The sequence below is a fragment of the Chryseobacterium mulctrae genome, assembly GCF_006175945.1.
In the GTDB taxonomy this organism is placed as follows: Bacteria; Bacteroidota; Bacteroidia; order Flavobacteriales; family Weeksellaceae; genus Chryseobacterium; species Chryseobacterium mulctrae.
In genome coordinates, this window is sequence record NZ_VAJL01000001.1 from 1200778 (window position 1) to 1216943 (window position 16166).

At 33.7% G+C, this 16166-nt stretch carries 15 protein-coding genes; 3 read left to right on the top strand and 12 right to left on the bottom strand.

Translation table 11 applies throughout. The features are described from left to right. The first annotated feature begins 433 nt into the window (after positions 1-433). Positions 434-1417 carry a PLP-dependent cysteine synthase family protein gene (locus FDY99_RS05295; RefSeq protein WP_074229853.1) on the top strand — a complete coding sequence of 328 codons (984 nt, stop codon included), beginning with the start codon at positions 434-436 and terminating at the stop codon, positions 1415-1417. Between the two features lie 175 nt (positions 1418-1592). Here the strand turns inward: FDY99_RS05295 and FDY99_RS05300 are convergent, their stop codons facing one another. The 3 genes from FDY99_RS05300 to FDY99_RS05310 are packed head-to-tail and all read right to left on the bottom strand — an operon-like array spanning position 1593 to position 3381. Then, positions 1593-2129, bottom strand: a complete 537-nt coding sequence (locus FDY99_RS05300) for a hypothetical protein (protein WP_139419746.1) — start codon at positions 2127-2129, stop codon at positions 1593-1595. Positions 2130-2160: 31 nt separating this feature from the next. Then, complete coding sequence (locus FDY99_RS05305) at positions 2161-2463, bottom strand: chaperone modulator CbpM (protein ID WP_139419748.1); 303 nt, start codon at positions 2461-2463, stop codon at positions 2161-2163. 3 nt (positions 2464-2466) lie between these two features. Beyond that, positions 2467-3381 carry a DnaJ C-terminal domain-containing protein gene (locus FDY99_RS05310; protein ID WP_139419750.1) on the bottom strand — a complete coding sequence of 305 codons (915 nt, stop codon included), beginning with the start codon at positions 3379-3381 and terminating at the stop codon, positions 2467-2469. Between the two features lie 178 nt (positions 3382-3559). On the opposite strand from FDY99_RS05310, the gene FDY99_RS05315 reads away from it, so the two are divergent. Beyond that, positions 3560-4759, top strand: a complete 1200-nt coding sequence (locus FDY99_RS05315) for a dicarboxylate/amino acid:cation symporter (protein ID WP_139419752.1) — start codon at positions 3560-3562, stop codon at positions 4757-4759. A gap of 177 nt (positions 4760-4936) precedes the next feature. Here the strand turns inward: FDY99_RS05315 and FDY99_RS05320 are convergent, their stop codons facing one another. From FDY99_RS05320 to FDY99_RS05335, 5 genes are all read right to left on the bottom strand, one after another. Beyond that, positions 4937-6067 carry an acyltransferase family protein gene (locus FDY99_RS05320; protein WP_139419754.1) on the bottom strand — a complete coding sequence of 377 codons (1131 nt, stop codon included), beginning with the start codon at positions 6065-6067 and terminating at the stop codon, positions 4937-4939. A 464-nt stretch (positions 6068-6531) separates the two neighbouring features. Next, positions 6532-6918, bottom strand: coding sequence for a DUF779 domain-containing protein (locus FDY99_RS05325; protein ID WP_139419756.1), 387 nt, complete (start codon positions 6916-6918; stop codon positions 6532-6534). 351 nt (positions 6919-7269) lie between these two features. Further along, positions 7270-7983, bottom strand: coding sequence for a zinc-dependent alcohol dehydrogenase (locus tag FDY99_RS23305; protein WP_394344537.1), 714 nt, complete (start codon positions 7981-7983; stop codon positions 7270-7272). A gap of 33 nt (positions 7984-8016) precedes the next feature. Beyond that, entirely contained in the window at positions 8017-8307 is a 291-nt protein-coding gene (locus FDY99_RS23310; RefSeq protein WP_394344538.1) for an alcohol dehydrogenase catalytic domain-containing protein, read from the bottom strand. Positions 8308-8756: 449 nt separating this feature from the next. Further along, positions 8757-10286, bottom strand: a complete 1530-nt coding sequence (locus FDY99_RS05335) for an aldehyde dehydrogenase family protein (protein ID WP_139419758.1) — start codon at positions 10284-10286, stop codon at positions 8757-8759. 177 nt (positions 10287-10463) lie between these two features. Between FDY99_RS05335 and FDY99_RS05340 the strand changes: the two genes are divergently transcribed. Then, complete coding sequence (locus tag FDY99_RS05340; protein WP_139419760.1) at positions 10464-11387, top strand: AraC family transcriptional regulator; 924 nt, start codon at positions 10464-10466, stop codon at positions 11385-11387. Between the two features lie 2 nt (positions 11388-11389). Here the strand turns inward: FDY99_RS05340 and FDY99_RS05345 are convergent, their stop codons facing one another. From FDY99_RS05345 to FDY99_RS05360, 4 genes are all read right to left on the bottom strand, one after another. Further along, on the bottom strand, positions 11390-11833 hold the full coding sequence (locus FDY99_RS05345; protein ID WP_139419762.1) for a hypothetical protein: 444 nt from the start codon (positions 11831-11833) through the stop codon (positions 11390-11392). A 47-nt stretch (positions 11834-11880) separates the two neighbouring features. After that, positions 11881-13209, bottom strand: a complete 1329-nt coding sequence (locus FDY99_RS05350) for a hydroxymethylglutaryl-CoA synthase family protein (RefSeq protein WP_139419765.1) — start codon at positions 13207-13209, stop codon at positions 11881-11883. 141 nt (positions 13210-13350) lie between these two features. Next, on the bottom strand, positions 13351-15861 hold the full coding sequence (locus tag FDY99_RS05355) for a M1 family metallopeptidase (RefSeq protein WP_139419767.1): 2511 nt from the start codon (positions 15859-15861) through the stop codon (positions 13351-13353). A 29-nt stretch (positions 15862-15890) separates the two neighbouring features. Beyond that, on the bottom strand, positions 15891-16109 hold the full coding sequence (locus FDY99_RS05360; RefSeq protein WP_079464113.1) for a hypothetical protein: 219 nt from the start codon (positions 16107-16109) through the stop codon (positions 15891-15893). Positions 16110-16166: the final 57 nt, after the last annotated feature.

Here is a 16166-nt window from a genome sequence, read left to right on the forward strand (position 1 = left end):
TTTTTCATTTCTTAGAAATCTAAGCAAGTATTTTGTAATTCGACTGTTGAGATTCTTGCAGAATGACAAAGTGAGTGAATATTTTATTGTTAAATACTTTTGAGATTGCTTCGTCACTACGCTTCTCGCAATGACCAATAATTCTGATGGCTACAAATATCTTAGCCTCGATTGCAGTGGAAATCCTTTTTTGAAAAAAAAGATTGCAACGGAAAGTGGGAGACAGCTCCTAATTAAGTTCGTGTGTCAGAGCGCTGGAGAGTTTCGTCGAAATATTATTAATTCTTCATTTTTAATTATTAATTATCTGAAAACTGTATCTTTGCCACGCAGAAAAAACATTTATGAAATCGCTGTGTAGGCTCTCAAATCACAGAAGCTCACGAAAATAAGCGATAACATATGATCTTTAAAAAGACAATAAAAGCTACATATGAAATACGCAGAAAATATACTCGAAACCATTGGAAATACCCCTCTTGTAAAGCTTAATAAAGTTTTGGGTGAAGATTTCCCTGCATTGGTTTTGGCAAAAGTAGAAACTTTCAACCCCGGAAATTCGGTAAAAGACAGAATGGCTCTGAAAATGATCGAAGACGCCGAAAAAGACGGAAGACTAAAACCAGGAGGGACCATTATTGAAGGGACTTCAGGAAACACAGGAATGGGATTGGCTTTGGCAGCCATCATCAAAGGGTACAAATGTATTTTTGTGACCAACGCAAAACAGTCAAAAGAAAAATGTGATATTCTTCGTGCTGTTGGAGCTGAAGTGATCGTTTGTCCCACAGACGTAAAACCTACAGATCCGCGTTCTTATTATTCAGTTTCAAAGAGATTGGCAAAAGAAACTGAAAACGGATGGTACGTTAACCAATATGATAATTTATCAAACAGAGCTGCTCACTACGAGTCTACCGCTCCTGAAATCTGGGAACAAACGGAAGGAAAACTGACTCATTTTGTAGTTGGAGCCGGAACGGGCGGCACCATTACAGGTTGTGGAACTTTCTTTAAGGAGAAAAATTCTGACATCAAAGTAATCGGTATTGATACATATGGTTCTATCTTAAAAGAGATTCACGAAACGGGAGAAATCAATCTAGGAAACGCTTACAGCTACATTACAGAAGGTATTGGTGAAGATATTCTTCCTGAAAACTACGATATGTCTGTAATCGATCATTTCGAAAAAGTGACCGATAAAGACGGTGCTATTTACGCAAGAAAACTGGCTAAAGAAGAAGGTATTTTCTGTGGATATTCTGCAGGAAGTGCAATGGCAGCTTTGGTTCAGATGAAAGATCAGTTTACAAAAGATGATATCGTTGTGGTACTTCTTCACGATCACGGTTCAAGATACGTTGGGAAGATTTACAACGACGAATGGATGAAGGAAATGGGTTGGTTAGACTAATCGACTTTTCATTATAAAACAAAACTCAGAGTGTTTGCTCTGAGTTTTTTATTTATTTAAATGTTTAGCATCCTATGTTTTGCCACGAATGCACAAATTTTATTTCTGAACAAGATTCTGATGATTTACTTAAAAGCATTAAATTTATTGAGGAAGCAAATAATTTTTCTAAGTTCTACTTCAAAACATTAGTCTGCACTGCTTGTTTCAGCAATTCAAAATCTGCTTCCTGCATTGATTTTTTGGGAAACATATAATTGAATTTTCCTTCTAAACCTATAAATTTATCGCTAATTTCGGCAGCCGTAAATTCTGTCCAAAGGCTGGTTTCTTTATTGTCGTTAAGGTTTACTTTAAAAACTTTAGCATTAAACTGAATTTGATAAATTTCTGTGTTTTCAAGAGTTTTAAGGTATTTTACCACTTTTTTTTTCCATTTTGAAACCTTATTGATCGCTAGAGATAAATAGACCGCACAAAGCAGGAAAAGAAAACTCACAAAGTATAAAATCCCGAATTTTTCTTTACTTAAATCATCTTTAAAGTAAAATAAAACCAACAAAATAACGGCAACTACGATTGTGGTGATCAGTTTACCTTTTACGGTAGGTGAGAAAAAAAGACTTCCCTGATCTCCATGAAGGTAAATCTCTTCGAAATCTTTTTTGTTGATCTGTAAATTAATGATTTTATCGTCATTGAGTCTTGCCATAGAATGAGTTTTTATAGTTTACAAAACTAAATTAAATATCTTCATATTTCTCATTTATCGCCGAAAGTTTTTGCATTAATTCACGGTTTATCTGATTTAAATTTTTCATTTTCTGCAGCATACTGTTGATAACTTCCAAACCGGGAAGATTAATTTCTAAGTCATAATGCCAATTGGCAAATCTCTCAAATGTAGGAAGATCTTCGTACATCAGATACCGAATTTCATTATCTGTTTCTATATTCAACAAGCCGGAATCTACCAATTCATCAAAAAAAGTAATTTCAATATTATAAATCTGTACGAGCTCTTCGCGTGATATTCTTTCACTCATAGCTTAGGAATTTTTAAGTTGTTCAAAAAGTTCTTTCTGCTTGTCTGTAAGATCGGTCGGTAATTTTACATCATAGGTTGCAAACAGATCACCGAACTGTCCTTCTTTTTTATAGACCGGAAAGCCTTTTCCTTTTAGTCTTACCATTGTTCCGTTTTGAGTTCCGGATTTTACTTTAAGATTAACACTTCCGTCCAAAGTGTTTACAGTAACTTCACCACCTAAAACAGCGGTGTAAAGATCAATCGTCACTTTAGTTTTCAAATCATCTCCTACTCTTTCAAAATTAGGATCCGGATTAATATTAAAAGTAATGTACAAATCTCCACTTGGTCCGCCATTAACACCCGGATTTCCGTGACCTTTTAATTTTATTTGCTGTCCGTCATACACTCCTGCAGGAATCGTAATTCTTACTTTTTTACCATTAATATCAAAAGTTTGCTGATGAGTTGTTGCGGCATCTTTTAGGTTTAAATTTAATTCAGCCTGAACATCCTGACCTTTAAACTTTCCGGAAGCACTTCCACGCGAACTTCTTCCGAAATCTCCTCCTGCTCCGCCAAACATACTTTGGAAAAAATCTGAAAAATCTTCACCTTCCCCAAAATCAGCACCAGAAAATCCGCCGCCGTAATTTCCGCCTTGATATTGCTGTCTTTGCTGTTGCTGTGCTTTTTCGTATTCTTCACCATGCTTCCAGTTTTCACCGTATTTATCGTATTTGGCACGATTCTCAGGATTACTGAGTACTTCATTAGCTTCATTCAGCTCTTTAAACTGTTTTTCTGCTTCTTTGTCGTTCGGATTAAGGTCTGGATGCAGTTTTCTTGCCTGCTTTCGGTACGCTTTTTTAATATCGTCCTGCGTTGCGCTTTTGTCTACGCCTAAAATTTTATAATAATCTATATAAGCCATAGAAACGAATGTTTACTCAAATTTAGAAAAATTAAGGCGAAAATACCTCTTAGAAATTGTTAAAAATAAATCTATCTTTGATAAAAATCAGCCATAAAATCGTAATTACTTATTTGAATCTCAAATAGCAATTAAATTAGACGATTACATATTGCTTAAAAACAATAAACATCCACCTATGAAAGAAGTTTTAAAAAACTATTCCGGAATTTTGCTTTTACTTGTTGGAATTACCATAGGAAGCATTATCGGTATTGTGGCACCGCAAATCGTGGAATATATAAAACCTTTGGGTGATATTTTTCTTAATCTTCTTTTTGTAAGTGTGGTTCCGCTCGTGTTTTTTGCCGTTTCCAATTCTATTGCTTCTCTCGAGCAGGAATCTAAGTTTGGTAAAATTCTTTTAATAATGTCTTTTACATTCTTATTTTTCATACTGATTGCTGCAGTTTTCACCATTGGTGCAGTCTACCTTTTTCCTGTTTCATCCATATCAGGAAGTACAGAATTAATTGCAGAAGCCACCAAAGAAGAAAACTGGGGTGATAGAATTGTAAGTTTTTTTACCGTGGGTGAGTTTACCGAATTGTTTTCCCGAAAAAACATGTTGGCTCTTCTTATTTTTGCCTTCCTTACAGGTTTTGCAGCCAGAAAATCAGGTGAAAGCGGGAAGCCTTTCAGAATTTTTATTGCTTCAGGTTATGAAGTAATGAAGGAACTTCTTTTAATGATTATGAAAATTGCACCCATCGGTTTGGGAGCGTACTTTGCCTACCAAGTTGCTACATTAGGACCTCAACTTTTTGGTTTTTATGCTAAACCGCTTGGATTATATTACATCGCAGGAATTATTTACTTCTTTGTATTTTTCACACTTTATGCATTTATGGCAAACGGACAAAACGGAATAAAAAGTTTCTGGAAAAACGCCATTCTTCCGACCTTAACTGCGTTGAGTACATGCAGTAGCTTTGCCACCATGCCCACGAATTTGGTAGCCGCATCAAAAATTGGAATTCCAAGTTCGATTGCCAATTTGGTGATACCGATTGGAACGACATTGCATAAAAACGGTTCGTCTATGTCTTCGATTATTAAAATATATGTGGCGTTCCAGATCATTGGGAGAGATTTTTTTGAACCTTCCAATCTTTTATTGGCTTTAGGGATCACTGTTTTTGTAAGCATCGTTGCCGGAGGAATTCCGAATGGCGGTTATATTGGCGAAATGCTGATGATCTCTGTGTACAGTTTACCACAGGAAGCCATTCCTGCAGTGATCATTATCGGAACTTTGGTAGATCCTTTGGCAACAGTTTTAAATGCAGTCGGAGATATTGTAGCGGCAATGTTTGTGAATCGGTTTGTGAAGGTTTGATTTTGTTTAAAACAGATATTTCACACTAGTTCTTACTAATGATTATAGCTTATAATGTGCATAAAATTCTAAAGAAATGTTAGTTAATTTTATCTCGTAGATTTTGCTGATTCTATTCAATGTAAGACATTGATAAAAATGTTTATTCAAATTTAGAAAATACAAAATAAAATACTCCTAACCCATTTTTTTCCTAATGTAATTGGTTGTAGGAATTTCAAAATATTTGTAAAGTAATATTGATATTACCAATGATAATAGCCATGATAAAAAGAAATTAAATAATAGTGCAAATGACCATTTTATATTTAAAGAATAATTTATTTTCGCAATTTCAATTATTTTATCCCAATTTATAAATTCTTCAATATAATGTATAACAATTGAATTCACTAAATAAAGAGAATATGAAATAAGGCTGATATATGTAATCGGCTTAAAAAGAATATTACTATTTTTCTTTAGTGATCCTAAATATGGTAAAAATAATAAAACTGTAACTGAAGTCATTGTGAATACAAAATTCCGTACTAAAAAATTTGCCTTAATATCAATTACATAATACAATACGAATAGGAATAATGCAATAGCAAGGGCTATTTTTTTATTTTCACTCCAAAATTTAGGATGATAGTAGGATATATAAGCACCTAATAAGCCATACATTAACGAATCAAATCTATATAAAACACTATATATCACATTTTGAAAAGATTCATAATCACTTATAGTTTGTACTTTTTGCAATCTTAAAAAACTAACACTAATTATAATTAAAGTAATCATAGATATAAAAGCATGTTTTATTCGGATATTAAATACCCTAATAGCAAAAAATAAAAGAATTGGTACTATTATATAAAACCATTCTTCAATACTTAAACTCCAAGAATGGGCATAAAAATCTAACGGTTTATGCGTTAGGTTCTGAGAAAAGAAAAAATAAGGTAAGTAGCTTTTTAGGTTGAAATTTTGGTTAGTTATATATTCAATTATAATCAATAAAAATAGAAATAGAAAATAATTTGGTAAAGTTCTAGACCATCTCTTCATCCAAAAATGTAATAAATTTTTCATATTACATTTATATGTTTCTAATTGCATTATTAAAATTCCACCAATCAAAAAACCACTAAGCACAAAAAAAATCCCTACTCCATCATATATCATCTTCGCATAGAAATCGATATTTCGAAGCATAAAATTATTTGTATGAGTTATCATTACAAATAGGATAGCTGCGGCTCTCAGTATATCCAATCCAAAAATCCTATTCTGATTTATTTCTATTTTTAAAAAATTGATCATTATTTTTTCTTTGTGTTTTTTTTAAAAAATTAACACTTTAGAATTTGCATTATTTTTTTAAATTTTATGTATTCTATTTTTAGAAATCCAAAATTAGGAAAAAGAAATTAAGTTATAAATATATATAAATAACTTGAGTTCGATAAAAAAAGCAAGTTAATAACCTTTGTTTCTAATTAGTTTATTAAAATATATATATATAAATAATAAATCTAAAAGTGCTAAAAAAAAGAAAGAGTAAAATAATGGAAATGACTTGAGAGAAAAAAAACATTGTGTTTTTATCACAGTTTTTATTTTAAAAAAAAAGCGAACTCAAATTATTACTTAAACATAGCTCAAATTTTCATTTTTAGGAGCTTATTTAAATTTCATAGATTTTAGATAAATTTTCTCTTTTACTTTTGAGAGACGACAAAGCAAGGTTAATATATTCTAAAAAAAGAAAAATAATATAGCATAAACTATTCACTTCTCTTTATCGCTTCAAGATTTCCAAGTTCTTCAGGCGTGAACAATCTGTAATGAACTTTAAAAGTCTTTCCTAAAGGAGTTTCCAGAGAAAATCCGCCCGGTCCGAAACCTTCTAAAATATCTAATGTAAAATGAGAATATTTCCAATATTCGAAAAGATCACGGTCGATCCAGAATTCATGTCCGTTGATGGTTCCTATCATGGCATCGTTCATTCTTGGGAAGTAGCCGCCTTTTTCAAAACATTGTGGCTGTATTCCTTCGCAACAGCCTCCTGCTTGGTAAAACATCAAATCACCATGTTTTTTTTCTAATTCCCAAATCAACTCAAGGGCTTTTTCTGTTACTGAAAGTCTTGATATTTTTTTTGTTTCCATAATTTCTTTTTTTGTCATTATAATACATTTAGCTTTCGCTTTTCGTTAAATATTCTTTTGGCTTGATCCAAAAGAATCAAAAAATCAAGACTTGGATCCTTCAGCTAAAAATTAATTCAATTCACTAAAAATTCTAAAACTTGCGCGATAGTCAATAATGTTCTTCGGTTAAAATTTTGTGTCGCGCTTCGAACAGAAGAATTTTCTTCACGTTCATTGAAATAATTTTCTTCACGCTTCAGACTCCTAAGTCAATTAAACCGTGATAAATTGAAGATCTTATAAATTTAATTAAAGTTAAAAAAACCTGACAACATAAAATTGTCAGGTTTCACTAAAATTCAATATACTCTAATTTGCTGAGCCAGCAATATCTAAGACAATTCTGCCATCAATTTTTCCGGCCTTCATTTTATCAAACACATCATTAATGTCTTCTAATTTTGCTGCTGTGACAGTTGCTTTTACTAAGCCTTCGTTGGCAAAATCTAATGCTTCCTGCATATCTTTTCTCGTTCCTACAATCGAACCTCTTACGGTAATTCTTTTAAGAACAGTCTCAAAGATTGGAAGCTCAAACGAACCAGGAGGAAGACCATTCAAAGCAATCGTTCCTTTTCTTCTAAGAACATCAATTCCCTGTTTAAAAGCTATAGGCGAAACAGCAGTGATCAATGCGCCATGCATTCCGCCAACTTCCTTATGTAAATACTCTCCAGGATCTGTGTTTTTTGCATTGACCACTAAGTCTGCTCCTAATTTTTTTGCTAATTCTAATTTATCATCTGCTACATCAATTGCTGCAACGTGCATTCCCATTGCTTTTGCATATTGAACCGCAACATGTCCTAAACCACCAATTCCTGAGATGGCAACCCATTCTCCAGGTTTGGTTTCAGTTTCTTTTAAGCCTTTATAAACAGTCACTCCAGCGCAAAGGATTGGTGCAATTTCTAAGAAATTAGCATCTGATTTTAAATGTCCTACATATCTTGAATCGGCAATTACATATTCTGCAAAACCTCCATCTACACTGTACCCGCCATTTTTCTGAGCTTCACACAATGTTTCCCATCCTGTAATGCAGTAATCACAACATCAACAAGCTGAATACAGCCAAGGAACTCCCACTGCATCTCCTTCTTTTACCTGAGATTCCGGTCCGCAAGCCACTACAACTCCTACTCCTTCATGACCGGGAATTAATGGCATTTTTGGTTTTGCAGGCCAATCGCCATCTACAGCGTGTAAATCGGTGTGACAAACACCACAAGCGATTACTTTTACCAATACTTCATATCTTCCGGGTTCTCTTACCGGAACTTCCATAATTTTTAACGGTTGTCCATAGCCTTGAACTACGGCGGCTTTCATTGTTTTTGGAATCATAGTTTTTACTTTTTTATTAGATTTATTTTAATTTGTTAATCGTTGTTCTTTTAACGCAAAGATTTATTTTGAAGCTGCATATTTAAAGGAGCAAAGAATGGAATCAATGAATTGATTCTGATGAAGCTTTTGCTTGTCTGAGATTCTTTCTATTTTACTTTTTATTAGGCTGATTTTATTCTTGTTATTCAATTATCTTTATTAAAAAGCCTTGTCAAGGTTTTGAATCTTGACAAGGCTCATAAGATTCATAAGAATTCCTGCTCATCTAATTTGGGTAAGATAAGTGAGAAATAAGTCTGCTTTTGCGTGAGGGATAGGAAGGGTCTCGCTGAAAGCGAGAGTGCGGAGCGAAGCGGAGTACCGAAACCAAGTGCAGCCCTGAATAGCCCGACCGTTTTGCCCTGACCAAAGCCAAGGCAAACGGGCACGCCCCTAGTATTTAAAAATTAAAAGAATCCTAATTTGTTTTTGTTGTATGAAATCAACATGTTTTTGGTTTGACGGTAATGGTCTAACATCATTTTGTGGTTTTCTCTACCAATACCCGACTGTTTGTAGCCTCCAAATGGAGCTCCTGCAGGATATGAGTGATATTGATTGACCCAAACTCTACCCGCCTGAATCTGACGCGGCACATTATACAACTGGTGCGCATCTCTCGTCCAAACTCCTGCTCCCAATCCGTAAATCGTGTCATTGGCAATTTTGATTCCTTCTTCTTCGTCTTTGAAGGTGGTGAACGCCAGAACCGGTCCGAAAATTTCTTCCTGGAAGATTCTCATCCTGTTGTTTCCTTTGAAAATGGTCGGCTGAATGTAATATCCTTCATCTAAACCTTCTCCAACATGATTTACATCGCCACCAACTAAAACTTCAGCGCCTTCTTCTTTACCCAATTTGATATAAGAAAGAATCTTGTCTTTCTGAATTTTTGAAGCCTGAGCTCCCATCATCACCGTTTTATCTAAAGGATTTCCTACTTTGATGGCTTTTACTCTTTCGATAACTTTTGCAATGAAAGCGTCTGCAATATCTTCCTGTACCAATAATCTTGACGGACAAGTACAAATCTCACCCTGATTTAAAGCGAAAAGCACTGCTCCTTCAATTGCTTTATCTAAAAATGCGTCGTCTGCATCCATCACTGAACTGAAGAATATATTTGGAGATTTCCCTCCCAATTCTAAAGTCACCGGAATGATATTTTCTGTTGCATACTGCATTACCAAACGACCTGTTGCTGTAGAACCTGTAAACGCTGCTTTGTTTACTTTTGGATTGGTTACTAAAGCTCTTCCTAATTCTGCACCGAAACCATTAACGATATTTACGACTCCCGCCGGAAGCAAATCGCCAATCAATTCCATTAAAACCAAAATAGAGACTGGTGTACTTTCTGCAGGCTTTAAAACTACGCAATTTCCCGCTGCCAAAGCTGGAGCTAATTTCCAAACCGCCATAAGGATTGGAAAATTCCAAGGAATAATTTGGGCAATAACCCCTAAAGGTTCATGAACGATCAATGAAACGGTATCTTTATCTAATTCGTTGTGAGAACCTTCTTCTGCTCTGATGACCGATGCAAAATACCTGAAATGGTCAACTGCCAAAGGAATATCTGCCGCTAAAGTTTCTCTTACCGCTTTACCGTTATCAATCGTCTCAACAGTTGCAATGTATTCTAAATTCTGTTCAATTTTATCGGCAATTTTATTCAGGATGATACTTCTTTCAGTAGATGAAGTGTTTTTCCATGTTTCGAATGCTTTTTCTGCTGCATTTACTGCTAATTCTAAATCTTCTTTTGAGGAATGTGCTGCCTGAGTGAAAACTTTTCCGTCTACCGGCGAAACCACATCAAAATACTGCCCGTTAACCGGTGCTGTAAACCTTCCGTCAATATAATTATTGTATTGATTTTTAAACTCCGGCCACTGTAAACTGGTAGATGATTGTTGTTCTGTTGTTGTGCTCATATTAGTAAGTTTAATTTTATCTAAAGCCAAATTACACACAGATAAGAGAATTGAATAGCAGAATCCTACAAAAGAATACTAAAATCCTACATCATTCTAATTTTATCATTTCATTAACAAAGAATTCCTCAATTAATTTCTATATTTGAATATACAGGTCTTGAAAAATGTTTAGAAATGAATGATAACAAGTTTTTATTAAATACTCCTGAATTAAAGAAGGAAAGCCAGCTTTTGAACTTGGTTGAAAACCAGACATTATTCAATCTAAATAATTGTGAATTCAGTATTTACGAAACCCACAAATCTGCTTACGGCGTAAAACTGCATTTTGACAACATTGCATTCACAGCAATGCTTCGCGGTAAAAAGCATATGAAGCTGGAAAATAAGACCAATTATTTTGATTATCATCCCGGAGAAAGCGTTTTGGTCGCTCCCGGAGAAACCATGGTCATCGATTTTCCCGATGCGGATGAAACTCCTTCTCAATGTATTTCTTTAAGCTTAAACCCGGAATTTATTGAAAATTCTCTGAATCATCTCAATTATAATCTTCCAAAAGTAGATGAAACCTCAACATGGAATATACAGTTGGATGAATATTTTCTTTTTAATAATCAGTCTTTAGCTTCTGCCACAAACAATATTATGAGAATTGCCATGGATGATAATTCACAGAAAGATATTATGGCAGATTTTGCTTTAAAAGAATTATTAATCAGGCTGATGCAAACTCAGGCAAGAACTATGGTAGAAAAAAATATTGCTAAAAATAAATCAAGAATCGGGTTTGTAGTAGATTATATCAAGAAAAATATTCATCAAAAACTTTCTATTGACAGCATTGCGAAATTGGCTTACGTAAGCAAGTCAAATTTCTTTAAAATGTTTAAAGATGAACTGGGAACTTCGCCCAATGATTTTATTCTTCAGGAACGCATCAACAGGGCAAAAGAACTATTAGCTTTAAATAACAGCATCAAGGAAACTGCCTTTCAAACCGGTTTTTCTGATACCAATTATTTCACAAGGGTTTTTAAACAATTGGTTGGAGTGACGCCTAAGAGTTATCAAAATGAAATTATGTTTCATATTTAATTTTAATGACTATAACTTCTTGTTGAATTAATATCTGTTTCATAAACATATTTTCCTTTATCTTTTTTAAGTAAATAAATCGTTAGACTTTTATCTGAATCACAATTTTCATCTACAGCTAGAAGTATGCTTTTTCTATCTTTTGAAAATAATGGTTTCGATATTCTTGTTTTACAAAAAATAGATTTCGAATCGGTATATTTATTTTTTACTAAAGAAGTATCAATCTTATATTTTTCATTTTTAATAATTTCAAAATTCAAATCTTCGAACTCCTTTTCTTTCCAATATTCCAGTCCTTCTTTTAGATAAACTGGTTCTGAAGAAAGGTTTTTCACACTTATTTTATGTTCATCAAAAAAGGTATTTATAATTTCGTAATCATTACTTCTCTCAGCACATGAAGTGAAAGCAAAAATTATAATCAGATAAATTAAATTTCGCATATTGTTTATTTTAAAAACAAAGCACCTCAAAAGAGATGCTTTTCTATTTATCCTTTATAACCGTAATACCTCGCTCCTTTCAACACGGGATTTTCCAATTCTACAGATTCTAAACCAAATCCGTTGTAATCAGGATTTACAGAATATTCCAATTGTTTTCTATGAAGTTTTTCGTAAGTATCAAAATCAATAGCTAAACGATTTTTAAGATTTTCAAATAAATCCCATTTTGCAACCACAGTTTTCCAGTTTTCAGAAACTTTTCCTGCAAAAACTTTAGATTTTGAACCGCTTCCGTAACCAACAAATCCGATTTCTTCACCAGCTAATTCTTCATTTTCATTAAAAGAAGTCTGTAAACCTGAAAGTAAAGCCATAAAAATCGAAGCAGTGTACATATTTCCTATTTCCGAAGATGCACGTTGTGTTTTTTCAATTTTATTGTTGATAAATTTGATATAATTTTCAGACTTTGCAACTGCTTTTTGTTCGTCAGCATTTGAATAAGGAAGTCCATTTTCTAAGCTGTAAATTTCTGTAAAAACTCTTTTCCCATGAAATGCATACGGAAGATGGAAAATAAGATATTTCCAGTTTTCTGAAGGTTTTGTTTTGCCTGAAACTTCCTCATAATGCTGATAAGCTTCCCTAATCCTATCCTGATAACATTGGTTGGAATATTGCCCGTCAAAAACAGGTTCATCTGTGAAAATTTCTATTTTGTCAGGAAAAGATTCAGTAGCATTTTTTAAATCTTCTTTTTTGAAATGTCTTCTTGGTTTAAAAAAATCAAAAACAGATTCTGTAGCCACTCCCCAATTATTTTCAATCTCAATTAAATCAGGTTTTGCAGAAACCAATAAAGCAACTGCACCTCCACCTTGAGTATATTCACCGGAAGAAGCCAGCTCATATTTGGCATAATCACTTGCAATAACCACTGCTTTTTTATCAGGATTTACTCTTACAAAGTCTAAAGAATTGTGAAGTGCATCAACCGCGCCAATGCAAGCAAAAGTCATATCTACTACATCACAGTTTTTGAAACATCTTTCTCCAAACTCTGCTTCCAAAACTTTTTCTACCATCTGCATTGCATAAGAAGCTGTTGGTTTAGCGGCATCGATTGCGCTCTCTGTTCCTAAATAAATACGGGAAATTTCTTTGGGATTGATTTTGTAGTCTTTTATTAATTTTAATAAAGCTTCTGCAGCGAATGTAGCAGCATCTTCATGTACATCGGGGAAACCCATTTTATGTAAGCCTAATCCTTTTTCCAGTTTTGCAGGTTCAATTCCTCTTTTTTCTGCTAAATCTTTAATTTCCAAATACAAAGAAGGCACATAATATGTTGCTGCCTCAATTCCAAAACTCATAATCGTCAAATTTTAAACTAATTTATGAAAGATGTAATAAAAAATACTGGAGAATCGTCTATTTTTTTGCCGATTACACAAAATTATAGCAATAAAAAAGCACCTCATGAGAGATGCTTTAGTTATGATATAGATATTTATCTATTTAAAATTTTCAATCGCTTTATTGATTGCATCAATTTGCGGATTGATGCTTGATGCTTTTTGAGGATTCTGCTTAAGAAGTTCCATTTTCTTATTCAAACCGTCTTTCAGCATTTGAGTAATCATCATTTTTACCTGCGGATTATCTCCCATTTGTCCTTTTGCCTGACCTAAAATTTTTGTAATACTTTCTGTAGCCTTTAAATTATCTGAAGACATGATCCAGTTATAGCCTTCTTCAGCCACCTTTCCCAATTCAGGATCCTGGAATTTCACAAAAGGATAAAATGCTGCGATCGAAGCAATATTTGCCATCTGAGAAGTCACTTTATTTTTAACCACGACAGGCAATAGCTGAGTAAGCATTTCTTCAGAAGCACCATCCAGTTCAATTTTATCAGCTAAACCATTTACTTTTGAAGGGTCAACTGCAATAATTGCTGCCAAAGAGTTTACTTTTACAGAATTGGAAACCGCATTTACACCTTTTTCAAAAATCGGAACATATTTCTTGTCTTTCGTTTTCGCCAAAGCCGCAATTGCAACACCCTGAACCAAAGTTTTAGGATCATTTGACGCCAGCTTTTCAACATCGCTTCCCAAAGCTTTCATCTGCTCAGAATTACTCAGATCCATCAGTTCCAAAGCCTTCATTCTGATTCTAAAGAAAGGATCTTTTATCGCTGCTGCCAATAATTTTGTTGCAGCAGGGTTTTTACCAACCTGATCTTTTATTGCATTTAAAGCAATGTATTTACTTTTAAATTCTTTAGAATTGGTAAACTGCAAGAAATTCTGTTCCGGAGTTTTAGATTCAGTAACATCAGCTACCAAAACTCCGTCTGCATTGATGTTAATTAAATCCGGATTTTTAGACGAATCGAATGTAAATGTATTTTTTGCAGTCGCATTCGCCCAAACATTATATCTTTTTGGTTTACCATTATCATAAACATCAATCGCTAAAGGAAATTCAAAAGGTAAATCCTGAGATTGATTCAAAGTAACCGTAACTTGTTTTTTTACAGGCTCAAAAGTATAGGTGTAATTTAATTTGGGGTTTCCACTTCCGAAATACCACTGATTGAAGAACCAGTTTAAATCTTTACCTGAAACTTTTTCAAAAGATAATCTCAACTGATGTGCTTCAGCATTTTTGTATTCATTGGTTTTCAGATAATCTGTAACTCCTGCGAAAAAGGCATCATCACCAAGATAGTTTCTCAACATATGAAGAATTCCGCCTCCTTTCTGATAGGTTACCAAATCGAAAACATCTTCACGAGAACTGTAATCAAATCTTACTAAATCTTTTTTGAAATCTGAAGGATTGTGAATATAATGATTCACATCTTCCATTTGATGATAATCTGCCTGGTCTTTTCCGTATTTGTACTCGTTCCAAAGATATTCTGAATAGTTCGCGAAAGATTCATTAACCGTAAGATTACTCCAGCTTTCTGCGGTAACCAAATCTCCAAACCAGTGGTGAAATAATTCATGTGCGATGGTATCTTCCCATTTGTTCTCATCGATTAACTGTCCCGGTTTTTGAAGAATATCACTTCCGTGAAGTGTTGCTGTCGTATTTTCCATAGCTCCGGAAACGTAATCTCTACCAGAAATTTGAGCATATTTTGCCCAAGGATAATCGTAACCTAATTTTTTAGAGAAAAAATCGATCATTTCCGGTGTGTTTCCGTAAATCTGCTTTGCATACGGTTCGTATGCTTTTTCGATATAATAATCTACAGGAATATTTTTCCATTTGTCTTTTACAACAGCATAATCACCAACTCCCATAAAGAAAAGGTAGGTAGAATGTCTTTTATCCATCACCCAATGATCGGTTCTTAAATCATTGGATTCTTTTTTTGATTCTTTTAAAATTCCGTTAGAAAGAGTAACGTATTTATCAGGAACCGTCATGAAGATTTCCTGAGTGGTCTTCTGATTCGGTTTATCAATTGTTGGAAACCAAGCTGAAGAAGATTCAGTTTCACCCTGAGTCCAGATTTGCGTTGGTTTATCAGCTTCTTTACCTTGAGCATTGATGAAATAAAGACCTTTTGCATCGTTGATTGCTGCACTTCCCTCTTGTTTCACTTCATTCGGACGGGAAGTGTATTTGATGTAAACCGTATAATCCTGATTTCTTGTATACGTTTTATCTAAATTTATCTTTAAAACATCATTTTTATAATCATATTTTAAAGGAGATTTTTTGCCGTTATTATCTAAAGCCACTTCATGAATCAACATTCCTTTTGCATCAAGCGTCAATTCATTAGAAGGATAAAAATACGGAGAAGCTGTTAACCATTCTTCACCATTCATCTGCTCTTTTTGATAATCAAAATTGACTTTAAGTTTGGTATGTTTAAGCTCTGTAACCTTTGTATGTGTTGCTCTGTAGACTTTTTCTCTTCCCGAAGTTTCTGTTTGTGCAGATACATTTGCGGAGAATAAAACTCCCAGTATTGCGATAGATAAAATGGCTTTTCTCATCCTTTTCTATATTATTATTTTTTTTTGAATTATTTTTTAATCAGAATATCAAAAATATCGTTGACCAATGTTTCGTAATCACCTTTTTTCAACTGCTCTTTAGTTTTTGCAAACGCTTTTTTCAGTTCACTTTCCGGATTTTCGTCGTCGATAATTTCAATATCATTAATTCCTTTCACCTGAAGTAAAAGTTCTTTCAATTTTTCAACATCCGTATTTTCTTCAATGGTGATTTTTAGTGATTTCATAAGTAATAAGTAGATGTTTTGGCGTGAAAGTTACAAAAAAAGTGAAGTTCTGTACTT

What these genes read in the sequence shown, in the direction of transcription:
- FDY99_RS05320 (WP_139419754.1), bottom strand. Translation starts at nt 6,067, where the DNA reads ATGATCAATTTTTTAAAAATAGAAATAAATCAGAATAGGATTTTTGGA.
- FDY99_RS05360 (WP_079464113.1), bottom strand. Translation starts at nt 16,109, where the DNA reads ATGAAATCACTAAAAATCACCATTGAAGAAAATACGGATGTTGAAAAA.
- FDY99_RS05345 (WP_139419762.1), bottom strand. Translation starts at nt 11,833, where the DNA reads ATGCGAAATTTAATTTATCTGATTATAATTTTTGCTTTCACTTCATGT.
- FDY99_RS05305 (WP_139419748.1), bottom strand. Translation starts at nt 2,463, where the DNA reads ATGAGTGAAAGAATATCACGCGAAGAGCTCGTACAGATTTATAATATT.
- FDY99_RS23310 (WP_394344538.1), bottom strand. Translation starts at nt 8,307, where the DNA reads ATGATTCCAAAAACAATGAAAGCCGCCGTAGTTCAAGGCTATGGACAA.
- FDY99_RS05355 (WP_139419767.1), bottom strand. Translation starts at nt 15,861, where the DNA reads ATGAGAAAAGCCATTTTATCTATCGCAATACTGGGAGTTTTATTCTCC.
- FDY99_RS05295 (WP_074229853.1), top strand. Translation starts at nt 434, where the DNA reads ATGAAATACGCAGAAAATATACTCGAAACCATTGGAAATACCCCTCTT.
- FDY99_RS05310 (WP_139419750.1), bottom strand. Translation starts at nt 3,381, where the DNA reads ATGGCTTATATAGATTATTATAAAATTTTAGGCGTAGACAAAAGCGCA.
- FDY99_RS05350 (WP_139419765.1), bottom strand. Translation starts at nt 13,209, where the DNA reads ATGAGTTTTGGAATTGAGGCAGCAACATATTATGTGCCTTCTTTGTAT.
- FDY99_RS05300 (WP_139419746.1), bottom strand. Translation starts at nt 2,129, where the DNA reads ATGGCAAGACTCAATGACGATAAAATCATTAATTTACAGATCAACAAA.
- FDY99_RS05315 (WP_139419752.1), top strand. Translation starts at nt 3,560, where the DNA reads ATGAAAGAAGTTTTAAAAAACTATTCCGGAATTTTGCTTTTACTTGTT.
- FDY99_RS05340 (WP_139419760.1), top strand. Translation starts at nt 10,464, where the DNA reads ATGAATGATAACAAGTTTTTATTAAATACTCCTGAATTAAAGAAGGAA.
- FDY99_RS05335 (WP_139419758.1), bottom strand. Translation starts at nt 10,286, where the DNA reads ATGAGCACAACAACAGAACAACAATCATCTACCAGTTTACAGTGGCCG.
- FDY99_RS05325 (WP_139419756.1), bottom strand. Translation starts at nt 6,918, where the DNA reads ATGGAAACAAAAAAAATATCAAGACTTTCAGTAACAGAAAAAGCCCTT.